The organism is Solwaraspora sp. WMMA2080, assembly GCF_027497395.1.
Lineage (GTDB): Bacteria > Actinomycetota > Actinomycetes > Mycobacteriales > Micromonosporaceae > Micromonospora_E.
Window position 1 is genome coordinate 2,150,751 of record NZ_CP114910.1, and the last position, 12,543, is coordinate 2,163,293.

Annotated in this window: 10 protein-coding genes; 8 read left to right on the forward strand and 2 right to left on the reverse strand. The window is 72.3% G+C overall.

Going from position 1 to position 12,543, the window contains the following annotated elements:
* Position 1: 1 nt before the first annotated feature.
* Both O7543_RS09775 and O7543_RS09780 read right to left on the reverse strand, forming a co-directional pair.
* The gene (locus O7543_RS09775; RefSeq protein WP_281554109.1) at positions 2-1,303 is read right to left on the reverse strand and encodes an extracellular solute-binding protein; all 1,302 of its coding nucleotides are present in this window, start codon (positions 1,301-1,303) and stop codon (positions 2-4) included.
* A 358-nt stretch (positions 1,304-1,661) separates the two neighbouring features.
* Positions 1,662-2,207, reverse strand: a complete 546-nt coding sequence (locus O7543_RS09780) for a plasmid pRiA4b ORF-3 family protein (protein WP_281554108.1) — start codon at positions 2,205-2,207, stop codon at positions 1,662-1,664.
* Positions 2,208-2,439: 232 nt separating this feature from the next.
* Here O7543_RS09780 and O7543_RS09785 point away from each other — a divergent pair, with 232 nt between their 5' ends.
* The 8 genes from O7543_RS09785 to O7543_RS09820 all read left to right on the forward strand — a co-directional run bounded on the left by O7543_RS09785 (position 2,440) and on the right by O7543_RS09820 (position 12,294).
* A complete protein-coding gene (locus O7543_RS09785) occupies positions 2,440-3,177 on the forward strand; it encodes a pyrimidine reductase family protein (RefSeq protein ID WP_281555526.1) in 738 nt (245 codons plus the stop codon).
* Positions 3,178-3,330: 153 nt separating this feature from the next.
* On the forward strand, positions 3,331-5,082 hold the full coding sequence (locus O7543_RS09790; protein ID WP_281555525.1) for an ATP-binding protein: 1,752 nt from the start codon (positions 3,331-3,333) through the stop codon (positions 5,080-5,082).
* Positions 5,083-5,126: 44 nt separating this feature from the next.
* Positions 5,127-6,284 carry an exonuclease SbcCD subunit D gene (locus tag O7543_RS09795; protein WP_281554107.1) on the forward strand — a complete coding sequence of 386 codons (1,158 nt, stop codon included), beginning with the start codon at positions 5,127-5,129 and terminating at the stop codon, positions 6,282-6,284.
* A complete protein-coding gene (locus tag O7543_RS09800; RefSeq protein WP_281554106.1) occupies positions 6,281-8,770 on the forward strand; it encodes an SMC family ATPase in 2,490 nt (829 codons plus the stop codon). Before O7543_RS09795 ends, O7543_RS09800 begins: the two co-directional genes overlap by 4 nt.
* Complete coding sequence (locus O7543_RS09805; RefSeq protein ID WP_281554105.1) at positions 8,767-9,786, forward strand: hypothetical protein; 1,020 nt, start codon at positions 8,767-8,769, stop codon at positions 9,784-9,786. Before O7543_RS09800 ends, O7543_RS09805 begins: the two co-directional genes overlap by 4 nt.
* A gap of 16 nt (positions 9,787-9,802) precedes the next feature.
* On the forward strand, positions 9,803-10,660 hold the full coding sequence (locus tag O7543_RS09810) for a fused MFS/spermidine synthase (RefSeq protein ID WP_281554104.1): 858 nt from the start codon (positions 9,803-9,805) through the stop codon (positions 10,658-10,660).
* A 78-nt stretch (positions 10,661-10,738) separates the two neighbouring features.
* Positions 10,739-11,434 carry a sigma-70 family RNA polymerase sigma factor gene (locus tag O7543_RS09815; RefSeq protein ID WP_281554103.1) on the forward strand — a complete coding sequence of 232 codons (696 nt, stop codon included), beginning with the start codon at positions 10,739-10,741 and terminating at the stop codon, positions 11,432-11,434.
* Entirely contained in the window at positions 11,431-12,294 is an 864-nt protein-coding gene (locus tag O7543_RS09820) for a zf-HC2 domain-containing protein (RefSeq protein WP_281554102.1), read from the forward strand. Before O7543_RS09815 ends, O7543_RS09820 begins: the two co-directional genes overlap by 4 nt.
* The last annotated feature ends 249 nt before the right edge of the window (positions 12,295-12,543 follow it).

The following is a 12,543-nucleotide window of genomic DNA, read 5'->3' on the forward strand; positions in this document are numbered from 1 at the left end:
GTTATCGGCCGGCGGCCGTGCCGTTCGTAATGGCGTCCTGCCACCCCTCGTCCGGCGACTGGCCCTGCTCGACCGCCCGCAGCGCGTTCTCCACCGCAGTACGGACCGCCTGGTTCTTCGGGCCGAGGTAGACCGGCTTGAGCTCGCTGGCACCGGCGGCGAAGATCTCGCCGGTCGGGGCATCGGAGAAGTACTCGTTGACCGCCTCGGCGACCTTCGGGTCGGCCAACGCCTGCGGCGCGGACGGCAGGTTGCCGACCGCCTCGAAGGCGGCGATGTGGCCCTCCGGGCTGGTCAGGTACTTGACCAGCTCGGCGGCGGCGGCCTGGTACTTGCTGGAGGTGGGCACCGCCAGGAACGAGCCGCCCCAGTTGCCGCCGTTACCCGGCGCCTTGGCGATGTCCCACTTGCCGGCGGCCTCCGGGCCGGCCTGGCCCTCGATGACACCGGTCATCCAGGCCGGGCAGGCGATGGTGGCGAAGGTGGCGTTCTTGAAGCCGGCGTTCCACTCGTTGGAGAACGACTGCAGGTTGTTCGACAGCCCAGCCTCGATCATGTCGGTGGTGAGGTCGAACGCGGCCTTCACGTCCGGGTTGCTCTCCATGACGAACTGGTTCTCAGTGTCGTAGTAGGTGTACCCGGTGCCCTCGCCGGCGATCTGGCTCAGCACCAGGTTGTAGAAGCTGGTCGCCGAGTCGACGAACGCCTTGTCCGGCGTGGCCTCCTTGAACTGCTCACCGACCGAGATGAAGTCGTCCCAGCTCGACCAGAGCGCGCCGACCTCTTCCCGGTCAGTCGGCAGACCCGCCGCTTCGAACAGGTCCGAGCGGTAACACAGGGCCATCCCGCCGACGTCGGTGCCAAGCCCCAGCACCTTGCCGTCGGGCAGCACGCCGGCTTCCCACTTCCACGGCAGGAAGTTGCCCTCGAGCTCGTTGGCACCGTGCTCACCGAGGTCGACGAACTTGTCGGCCTGGGCGAAGAACTGCGACATCGTGCCCTCTTCGATCGCCACCACGTCCCCGGCACCGGAGCCGGCGGTGATCTGCTGGGTGAGTCGGGTGTTGTAGTCGCCGAGGCCGAGGCCTACGCCTCGCTGCTGGACAGTGACGTTCGGGTTGTCGGCCTCGTACTGCTCGATCAACTCGTCGTATCCGAAGCCTGCGTCGCCGAAGATGTCGACGACCAGGGTGATCGGGCCGTCCGGATCTGAATCGGCGTCGTCGGAGCCGCAGGCCGTGGCCGTCAACATGACGGCCGAGGCGAGTGCGACCGCGGCGTACCGCCGGAGCGTGACGCTCATCCTGACCCCTCTCAAGGTCGCTTTCTGTGATGGGGGGTGACCGTGTGGTGTCCGCCGTGACAACGGGAACTGCATTGACGAAAAGGGTCCGTCGCCGCGGAGCGGGCACTGCACGACCGCGCTCCGCGGTTGGTCAAGCAAGTGACGTGGATCTCACTCACCCCGGCCGGGAGCGCTCCCATGAGATTGCCGGGAGGTTTCGGAGGTGTCAAGAGGCCGATGGGAGCGTTCCCATTTCGTTACTGCCAGATCCTGGGTGCTCCCGGGTCAGATTCGGGTCAGGCCGGCCGGTAGTCAGCCCAGCCGGGTGTCAGGTCAGCCGGGTGTCAGGTCAGCCGGGTGTCAGGTCAGCCGGGTGTCAGGTCAGCCGGCGCAGCAGGGTGGTGGCCCGCGCCGGGTCGAACCCGACCTGATCTAACGGCGTGCCCACCCAGTCGGTCATCTCTACGTGGCGCGGATGCGCCGGATCGGCGATCGCGGCCCGGAACTCGGTGTACCCGAAGGCACCACCGACGTCCTCCGGGGGACACGCCTGGTCCCCGTCGACACAGAGCGGATAGCGCATGTCCGGTTCGGGCGCGGTGACGTCCTCGACGACGACGTCGTGCTCCCACCAGTCGCCGAAGTCGTACGTGTAGCGGAACCGGGCCCCCTTGGTGGCCACGGCGTCCAACCGGGTGTCCAACTCGTCACGCAGCAGCAGTTCACCGGCCGGATCCGGCTCGCCGTACTGCGCTCCGTTGATCTCGAACGAGTGCAGGTGGCAGTCGCGCCAGCCCATCGCGTGCTGAATCACTCGGTGCACCCGGTCCAGCGTGTACCCGCCCGGCACCTGGACCCGGCGCCACACCGGCGGTGCGATGTCGGACAGGGTGACCAGCAGGTGGAAGATCTGACGGGGCATGGCCGCCCTTTCTCTGACCTAGGCTCGGACCCATGATCTGCACTGCGTGCCGGAGAGGCCAGCACGATGGGTGTCGGGGTGGTAACTGGTGCGACTGCCAGCACCGTACCTCCGCTCCGACCCCACCGGTCACCGGTCCGGCGGGCGAGTGACCGACCACCCGCCGGCCCCGGACACCCCGGCCCCGGGCCCGCCGGTCCGACGGTTCGGGCCACAGCCGGCCGGGTCCGCGCTGGACGACCCTGCCCTGATCGAGGCGTACGCCGTCGCGCCCCTCGATCACCTCAGGGTGAACTTCGTGACCAGCCTGGACGGGGCGGTCGCGGTGGCCGGCCGGTCCGCCGGACTGTCCGGACGCGCGGACAAACGGGTCTTCGGCGTACTGCGGATGCTCTGCGACGCGCTGCTGGTCGGTGCCGGCACCCTCCGCCGGGAGCAGTACCGGGCGCTGCGGCTGGACGACCGGCGCCGCCGCTGGCGGCAGCAGCACGGCCTCCCCACCCACCCCACCCTGGTCGTGGTCTCCGCCTCGCTCGATCTCGACCCGGACCAACCGGCCCTGGCCGACGCACCGGCGCGGCCGATCGTGCTCACCACCACCGACGCGCCAGCCGACCGGCGACGTCGACTGGCCCGGGTCGCGGAGATCGTCCCGGCCGGCGAGCGCACCATCGATCTGACCGCCGGGCTGAGCCGGCTGCGCGCCCGTGGCCACCGTCAGCTGCTCTGCGAGGGTGGCCCGATGCTGTTCGGTTCGCTGACCGCCGCCGATCTGGTCGACGAGCTCTGCCTGACGGTTTCCCCACTGCTCGCCGGTGCCGGTGCCGGCCGGATCAGCGCGGGTCCGGCCAGCCCCGTGCGGCAGCTGCGGCTGGGCCAGGTGCTGGCCGCCGACGACGGCACGCTGCTGCTCCGCTACACCCGGCCCGACCCCGACCCCGACCACCCCAGGATCATGACTGTAAGTTAGCGAGCGATCACCCGCGGGCAGCGGGTCGGGTCGTCCGGAACCTACCGTCGGCGAATTCGGCCGGCCACACCGAGTCGGATGCCGTACTGGTCGTACCCGTGGGGCAGGATGCAACCCGTGGGCACGACGCAACCGGACTTCAGCGACCAGTCCATCACCACGAGTGACGCAACGCCGGAGGGTACGCCGGTGGGCCGGGTGCTGGGTACCGCCGACGCCACCCCCCTGCAGTTCTGGACCGCAGTCGGCCCCGGCAACTATCTGCAGCTGGACGACGTCGTGGTGACCCGCCGCGAGCTGCCGGGCGCCGAGCCGGTGACCATCGCCGGGGTGGTCACCCAGGTCCGGGCCCGCCACGAAGGGGCGCAGTTCGACTCCGACGTCTTCGCCATCGCCGACGGCACCCTGCCCGCCCAGGTGCAGGAGGCCGCCGAGATCACCGCCACCCGGGTCGATCCGGAGATCTACGTACCGCCGGAGCCGGGTGCCCCGGTGTGGCGGGCCCAGGGCGACGCCCGCGCCCGCGCCCTGCACTTCGACCGGATGGAACGCCGGATCCCGATGGGTACCGGCCGCGACGGGGTGCCGGTCTACCTCAACGCGGACTTCCTCGACGGTCAGCGCGGCGCGCACGTGTCGATCTCGGGCATCTCCGGCGTCGCCACCAAGACCAGCTTCGCCACGTTTCTGCTCTACTCGGTGTTCCGCTCCGGCCAGCTCGGCGGCGACGCGGTCAACGCCAAGGCGCTGATCTTCAACGTCAAGGGCGAGGACCTGCTCTTCCTCGACCACCCCAATGTCCGGCTCGATGAGGCGACGACCGCCGCGTACGCCAGGCTGGGCCTGCCCGCCGGGGCCTTTCCGGACGTGCGGGTCTACGCCCCGCCCCGGGCCGGCGATGCCTCCGGCACCCCCGACGTACAGAGCCGGCTCACCGGCGTGGACAGCTTCTACTGGACCGTCGCCGAGTTCTGCGACAAGCAGTTGCTGCCGTACGTGTTCGCCGACGCCGACGACGAACGCCAGCAGTACACGATGGTGGTGCACGCGGTCACCGCGTACCTGCGCCGGCACGCGCAACCCGCCGACGGCGGCATCAGCATCGACGGCCGGCGGATCGGCTCGTACGGGGATCTGGTCGACCACATCGTCGACCAGCTCGGCGACGAGGAGACCCGATCGGCCTGGGCCGGCTCGGCGGTCGGCATGGGTACGGTGAACGCGTTCGCCCGCCGGCTGATCGGCAGCAAACGCGACCTGGCCCGGCTGATCCGGGGCGACCTGGCCACCCGACGGCCGCACCAGATCAGCACCGACGACAGTGCCCAGGTGACCGTGGTCGACCTGCACAACCTGCCGGACCGGGCGCAGCGGTTCGTGGTCGGGGTGACGCTCAAGAACGAGTTCGACCGCAAGGAACGGGCCGGTACCGCCAAGCCGTTGCTCTTCGTCGTGCTCGACGAGCTCAACAAGTACGCCCCCCGGGACGGGTCGTCACCGATCAAGGAGGTGCTGCTCGACATCGCCGAGCGGGGCCGCTCGCTCGGGGTGATCCTGATCGGTGCCCAGCAGACCGCCAGCGAGGTGGAGCGGCGGATCGTCACCAACTCGGCGGTCCGGGTGGTCGGCCGGCTCGACCCGGCCGAGGCGTCCCGGCCGGAGTACGGCTTCCTGCCGGCGGTACAGCGGCAGCGGGTGCTGCTGGCCAAGCCGGGCACGATGTTCGTCAACCAGCCGGACATCCCGGTCCCGCTCTGCCTGGAGTTCCCGTTCCCGGCCTGGGCCACCCGCTCGTCGGAGGCCGGCGACGCACCGTCGGGCACGCTGCGCTCGATCGTGCAGGCCGCCGACCCGTTCGCGGTGGTCGGCGGTCGGTCCTCGGCCGACGACGACATCCCGTTCTGACCGTTCTAGCCGTTCTGACCCTGAGGTCGAGGAGGTTCCCCCGGATGCGGATCCTGCACACCTCCGACTGGCACGTCGGCAAGGTCCTCAAGGGACAGGCTCGGTTGACCGAGCAGATCCAGGTGCTCGCCCGGGTCGTCGAGATCGCCCGTGCCGAACGCCCGGACCTGGTGATCGTCGCCGGCGACCTGTACGACACCTCCGCTCCCGGACCCGACGCCACCCGGGTGGTCACCCGGGCGTTGACCGCGTTACGCGGCACCGGCGCCGACGTGGTGGCGATCGGCGGCAACCACGACAACGGGGCCGCGCTGGACGCGCTACGGCCGTGGGCCGACGCCGCCGGCATCACCCTGCGCGGCGCCGTCCGGGACAACCCGGACGAACATGTGATCACCGGCACCACCGGCGACGGCGAACCGTGGCGGCTGGTCGCGCTGCCGTTCCTGTCCCAGCGGTACGCCGTCCGGGCTACCGAGATGTACCAGCTGACCGCGGCCGAGGCCAACCAGACGTACGCCGACCACATCGCACGGGTGCTGGCCCGGCTCACCGATGGGTTCGGCGAGCCGGGCGTGGTGGATCTGATCACCGCCCACCTGACCGTGATCGGCGGGCGGTCCGGCGGCGGCGAGCGGGAGGTGCACACCGTCCTCGGGTACGCCGTACCGGCCACCGTCTTCCCGACCGGGGCGCATTACGTGGCGCTCGGCCACCTGCACCGCGCCCAGCAGCTCGAAGCGCCCTGCCCGGTGCGCTACAGCGGCAGTCCGCTGCCAATCGACTTCGGCGAGGAGGACAACGTCGGATCGGTCAGCATCGTCGACGTCACCGCCAGCACCGCCGCCCGGGTCCGCGAGGTGCCGGTGGACGCGGCGACCCCGCTGCGCACCGTCCACGGCACCCTCGACGAACTGGCCGCCGGCGAGCACGGCGACGCCTGGCTGCGGGTGTTCATCCGGGAGGCACCCCGGGCCGGGCTGCGCGAAGAGGTGCAGGCGCTGCTGCCCCGGGCGTTGGACGTGCGCATCGACCCGGAGTTCACCCGGGCCGCGTCCGCCGCCGGTGCGACGCACACCCCACAGCGGGCCGGTCGGGCACCCGGACAGCTGTTCGCCGACTACCTCGACGCGCGCGGGCACGGCGACGACGACGTACGGACCCTGTTCGACACGCTGTACGAGGAGGTGACCTCCTCGTGAGACCGCTGCGGCTCGACCTGGCCGGATTCACCGTGTTCCGAGAGGAGACCACGGTCGACTTCACCGACGCCGACTTCTTCGCCCTCGTCGGACCGACCGGATCGGGCAAGTCCAGCATCCTCGACGCGATCTGTTTCGCCCTGTACGGGGTGGTGCCGCGCTGGGGCAGCAGCCGGGGAATCGCATCCGCGCTGGCACCGTCGGCCACCGAGGCCCGGGTGCGGCTGGTGTTCGAGAGCGCCGGCAGTCGCTACGTCGCCACCCGGGTGATCCGTCGCGACTCGCGCGGCGCGGTCAAGACCGGCAACGCCGGCCTGCAGATGATGCCGCCCGGGTTCGACGTGACCCGTCTGGACACCGGGATGAGCCCGGACGATCTCGGCGAGGTGCTGGCCGGCACGCCCGCCGAGATGGAGCAGGCCGTGCTGGACGCGGTCGGGCTGCCGTACGAGCAGTTCACCACCTGCGTGCTGCTGCCGCAGGGCCGGTTCGCCGACTTCCTGCACGCCAAGCCGGCAACCCGACAGCAGATCCTGGTCAACCTGCTCGGGCTGCACGTCTACGAACGGGTCCGGGAGCGGGCCACCGCCCGGGCGGGGGCCGCCGAGGCGGCGGTCGCGGCGGTGGACCAGTTGCTCGGCGGGCTCTGCGACGCCGACGAAGCGGCGGTGGCGGCCGCGGCGCGTCAGGTCGACGCGATGCGGGCGTTGGCGACGGCCGTCGACGCCGCGCTGCCCCGGTTGACGCAGGCCCAGCAGGCGGTGGCGACCGCAGCCGACCAGGTGACGGCCCTCGACAGCGAGATCGGGCTGCTGGCCGGCGTCGCCGCCCCGGCGGCCACCGCCCGGCTGGCCGATCAGGCGGCGGCCGCCCGGGTCGCCGCCGCCGACGCGGACCGGGCCGTCGCAGACGCGGAGGAACGCGAGGAGAAGGTCCGCGCCGAGCTGGCCGCCATCGGTGACCCGGCCGACCGACGGCTGCTGCTGCAGACACACGCTGAACGGGACCGGGTCGCCGCCGAATCGGCCGAGCTGGCTCCGGCGCTCGCCGCCGCGCAGGCCGAGCAGGTCGCCAGCCAGGCGGCGCTGCGGTCGGCTCGGTCCACCGCCGAGGCGGCGGACCGCGAGTTGGACCGCGCCCGGCAGTCGTACCAGGAGGCGCAGTCCGCTGACCTGGCCGCCGCGCTACGCCACGATCTCGTCGCCGGGGCGGACTGTCCGGTCTGCGCGCAGCCGGTGGGCACGGTGCCGCCGGTGCCGGCCGGGTCCCGGGTCGCCGAGGCGAAGTCCGCCGGTCAGGCCGCCCGGGCCGCCGCCGACCAGGCCCGCCAGGCGGTCGCCGACGCCGAGCAGTCGCTGCGCGGGGTGGAACGGGCCGTCGACCGGGCCAGGGTACGGGCCGAGCAGCTGACCGCCCGGCTGGCGCAGCTCGACGCCCGGTTGTCCGACTCGCCCGGTGCCGAGGCGTTGCGCACCGACCTGGCCACGGTCGACCGGTTGCAGCGCGCCCTCGACGACGCCGGTGGCCAGGTCCGCCGCGCCCGGGAGGCGGCCCGCCAGGCGCAGCGCGCCGCCGTGACCGGCGAACAGCGGCTGCAGGCCGGCTGGCGGGAGTTCGACGCCGGCCGGGACGCCGTCGCCCGGCTGGCGCCACCGGCCGCCGACCGCACCAATCTGGCCGCGGCGTGGACGCTGTTGACCGACTGGGCGCATCAACTGCTCGCCGAGCGCCGCGCGGCGCGGGCCGAGGCGGACGATCGGCTGGCTTCGGCCCGGGACACGGCCGGCGGCGTCGCCGCCGACATCGACGAGCTGTTCGTCGCCGCCGGACTGTCGCCGCCGGCCGGCGCCGATCCGGCCGGCTACCGGCAGGCGGCCGCGCTGGCGGTCCAGCGGGCGCAGACCGACCAGGAACGGGTCACCGAACGGTTCGCCCAGGCGGGTGAGTTGCGCGGCAGGCGGGCCGACCAGGAGCGGCAGGCCCAGTTGGCCCGAACGTTGGCCGGGCATCTACGGGCCAACAACTTCGAGCGCTGGCTGCTGGTCGAGGCACTGGATCTGCTGGTCGACGGCGCGTCGCGGATCCTGCGGGAGCTTTCCTCCGGTCAGTACGAGCTGGTGCACGACGCCGGTGAGTTCTTCGTCGTCGACCACCACGACGCCGGACTGCGGCGCGGGGTACGCACGCTGTCCGGCGGGGAGACCTTCCAGGCGTCGCTGGCGCTGGCACTGTCGTTGTCGGAGCAACTGGCCGGGATGTCGGCCAGCGCCGCCAGTCTGGAGTCGATCGTGCTGGACGAGGGCTTCGGCTCGCTGGACGCGGCCACCCTGGACACCGTCGCCGCGACCCTGGAAGGGCTCGCCGCCCGGGGTGACCGGATGGTCGGCCTGGTGACCCACGTTCCGGCGCTGGCCGAGCGGGTACCGGTCCGGTTCGAGGTCAGCAAGGACGCCCGTACGGCCCGGGTCCGGCGGAGCGGGCTGTGACCGCGACCGTGACGGGCCGGCCGGCCACCGGGATCCGCTGGTTCGTCGAGGGCTGGCAGCCCGGCTACGGCACGTCGTTCGAGGCAGCCGACCCGGGTGGCCCCGGTGCCGCCGACGACGGCCAGGACGCCGCCGACCTCGCCGTGGAGCTGGATCCGGCGGCGTGGCGGCCGTTGCGTCAGCCGGCGGACGTGCGCGCACCGGACGTGGTGCTGCTGGTCGACGGGGTGCGTCGGATCGACGCTTCGTTGTGGAGCGAGGAGCCCGACGGGGTCTCGTACCCGGCGCTGGCTGCCTCCTATGCCGCCGGGGTGGTGCGCTGCGACCTGCGACGCGGGGCGGCCCGGTTGGCCGGAGCCCGCACCGAACGGGGCCTGTTCACGCCGAGCACCGCCGCCACCGACCTGGTCGTCGGGCGGGTGCACTACCCGGCGCGCCGGGTCGTCGACCCGGATCCGGCCGTACTGCCGCAGGCGGTGCAGCCGGCGCTGGCCGCGCTGGAGATCGCGGTCTCCGAGCAGGCCCGCGCCGACGGCGCGGATGACCTGGCGGATCTGCTGGTGGTGGACGGTCCGCTGCGCGGGCGACGGCTCTCGAACACGATCGGCTACGTCAAGTCCCAGCGCCAGCCGTACCTGCCGGCCGGGCTGATCCCGGTGGTGACCGCGCTGCGGCCGGCGGAACGCAGCCCGGTCTTCCTGCGCGGCACCCGGTGGCGCAGCTACTCGTGGTACTTGCGGCTGCCTGGGCCTCGGGGCGCGCCCTGGGCGGGCATCGTCCGGGTGGAGTGCCGGCCCGACCTGACGCCGCAGGCGGCGATCGCGCTGGCCGACCTGTCGCTGGCGACGCTGCCCCGGTTCGCCTCGGCCCCGTACAAGGACCCCCGCGCACCGCAGAACCTGGTGCCGATCGCCGGGCTGGAGCGACGGCTGCGGGCGATGCTCGGCGACGCCCGGCTGCTGCACCGGGCGCTCAGCCTCTCCGCAGCCGGGCAGGAGAATCCGGCGTGGCGGTGACCGGCATACTGTGCCGATGGGCCGTACCCGCAGGACAGCACCGCCCGCGGTCCAGGTAGACACCGGCACCGCGCAGCTCGTTGCGGACCCGGACCGGCGGCGGGCGTACACCCTGCTGTTGGACGGCACCCAGCAGTCCCACGTCGATCTCGACGATCCGACGCACCTGGAGTTCGAGTACGTCCGCCGGATGGCCGCGGCGATCGACCTGGCCGCCCCGGCCGGCGCCCCGCTGCGGGTGCTGCACCTGGGCGGCGGTGGGCTGACCCTGCCGCGCTACCTGGCCGCCACCCGGCCCGGGTCCAGCCAGCGGGTGGTGGAGATCGACGCCGCGTTGACCGAGCTGGTCCGCCGCGAACTGCCCTGGCCGGCCGACCGCAACCTGCGGATCCGGGTCGGTGACGCGCGGGCCGCCGTCGAACAGGCCCGCACGGACAGCTACGACCTGGTGGTCGCGGACGTGTTCGCCGGTGCCCGTACCCCGGCTCGGTTGACCTCGGTCGAGTTCGCCGCCGAGGTCGCCCGGGTGCTCGTGCCCGGCGGCCAGCTGCTGTCCAACGTGGCGGACGGGCCGCCGCTGGGCTGGGCCCGTCGACATCTGGCATCGGTACGGCAGGTGCTGCCCGGCATCTGCCTGGTCGCCGACGCGGCGGTGCTGCGGCGGCGCCGGTACGGCAACCTGGTGGTGGTCGCCGGACGCGCCGTACCGGCCGTCGGGGACCTGGCCCGGCGGGCCGCCGGTGACTGGTTTCCCAGCCGGGTGCTGCACGGCGCGGCGCTGGACCGGTTGATCGCGACGGCGTCGCCGATCGCCGACGCAACCGCGCAGCCTTCGCCGCCGCCGCCGGATGGAATTTTTCCGAGCGGGCGTTGATCCGTCCGCCGGCCGGCTCCGTACCTCGGGGTGGGCCCCCAGCCGCGGGCCATGTCGACGTCGGATGGAGGTCCTGCGATGTACGCGGTCGCCAGCGGCTGGCAGGCGGAGAGGACCCGGCCGGGTCTGACCGGCAATGGTTCGGCCATGGCCCGCAGCACGCAACGTTGGCAGAGCATCGACGGGAGGGCGGCCGAGCGCGATGATGAGCCGGTGACGCCACGGACCGCAGGAAGCCGGCAACAGGCCGGGACGGCGGAATCCAGCCACGGGGACGATCTCGTCCGCACACTGTACGCAGAGCACGCCCGGCCGCTGCTGGGATTCGTGTTACGGCTCACCGGGGGGGACCGGCAACGAGCCGAGGACATCGTCCAGGAGACACTGCTGCGGGCGTGGCGCAACGCCCACCGGCTCGGCGCGCAGGGCCAGGCGTCGCTGCGACCGTGGCTGGTGACCGTCGCCCGGCGCATCGCGATCGACGACCACCGCAGCGAGAAGGCCCGCCCGACAGAGGAGTACGACCGGGACCTGGAGAGCTTCGCCGAGTCCGACGGCACCGATCAGGTGCTGCGGCAGATGACTGTCGCCGACGCGTTGCGCACGCTCAGCCAGCCGCACCGGGAGATCCTGGTCGAGACGTACTTCCGCGGCCGCACGGTGCCGGAGGCTGCCGCGGAGCTGGGGCTGCCACTGGGTACCGCCAAGTCGCGGGTCTACTACGCGCTACGAGCGCTGCGGACGGCGCTGCAACAGCGGGGGGTTACAGAATGACACGGTCCGCCCACTGGGACGTCGGAGCGTACGCGATCGGTGCGCTCGACGCCGACGACGTCGAACTGTTCGAGGAGCATCTCGCCGGCTGCTGGGCCTGCGCCGCGGAGCTGGAGTCACTCATTCCGATCGTCGGGTTGATGTCCACCGTCGACATCGACCAGTTGGAGGACAGCCCCGTCCTCCCTCAGTCCGGCCCCACCGGTGTGAACCGGGCTGGTGGGGCGGACGACGGCGGCGCGCCGGTGCCGATCCGGCCGACCGTACGGTCCGACGCCGACCAGCTTCGCGACCACGGTCGGGTCCGTCCGCTCGGCCGCGCCGGTAGGTCCCGGCGGCTGTTCGCCGGCCGACCGCTGCAGATCGCCGCCGGGTTCGTGCTGATGGCGACGCTCACCGGTTTCTCGTTCTTCGCCGGGTCGACCTGGTCAGGCGGATCGGCGACACCGCAGGCCGGGCCGCAGACGTCGGTCTCGACCAGCCCGTCACCGGTCGATCCGCAGTCCGGGGTCGGTGGTCCGGAGGTCACTGGCGAGAAGTTCAACGCGGTCGACGCCACCACCGGGGTGGAGGCGGACGTGGTGCTGGAGGAAGCCGACTGGGGCACCCAGGTGTCGTTCGCGCTGCGCCGCGTACCGGGACCGATGCAGTGCCGGATCGTGGTGCTGCGGGCCTCCGGCACTGCGGAGGTGCTCTCCACCTGGACGGTGCCCGACGCCGGGTACGGCACCGCGGAGCAGCCCGCGCCGTTGCTGCTGAGCACGTCGACGGCGGTGCCTCGGGACGACATCGAACGGATCCAGTTCCAGGCGGTCGACCAGTCCGGGGTCGCCACCGCGATCGTCACCGTACCGGTCTGAGCGGTACCGGTCTGAGCGGTACCGGTCTGAGCGGTACCGGTCTGAGCGGTACCGGTCTGAGCGGAGGGTCGACGTCCATTCCTGACGTGCGCTACGAACAGGCGTCGCGACATCTGCGCCAGCAGATTCGATGTACGTGCAGCCCGTGGGTTCCCGAGTTTACGGATACCCACGGGCTGTTCTGTCTCTGATCGTCGCTGCGTCTCTCTCTGCCCATGACCGGCGTATTCTGCTGCTGATCGGCACGAC

Bases quoted from the DNA above. Each gene is read 5' to 3' on its own strand.
- O7543_RS09820 (WP_281554102.1), top strand. From the start codon at position 11,431: ATGACACGGTCCGCCCACTGGGACGTCGGAGCGTACGCGATCGGTGCG.
- O7543_RS09775 (WP_281554109.1), bottom strand. From the start codon at position 1,303: ATGAGCGTCACGCTCCGGCGGTACGCCGCGGTCGCACTCGCCTCGGCC.
- O7543_RS09815 (WP_281554103.1), top strand. From the start codon at position 10,739: ATGTACGCGGTCGCCAGCGGCTGGCAGGCGGAGAGGACCCGGCCGGGT.
- O7543_RS09795 (WP_281554107.1), top strand. From the start codon at position 5,127: ATGCGGATCCTGCACACCTCCGACTGGCACGTCGGCAAGGTCCTCAAG.
- O7543_RS09810 (WP_281554104.1), top strand. From the start codon at position 9,803: ATGGGCCGTACCCGCAGGACAGCACCGCCCGCGGTCCAGGTAGACACC.
- O7543_RS09780 (WP_281554108.1), bottom strand. From the start codon at position 2,207: ATGCCCCGTCAGATCTTCCACCTGCTGGTCACCCTGTCCGACATCGCA.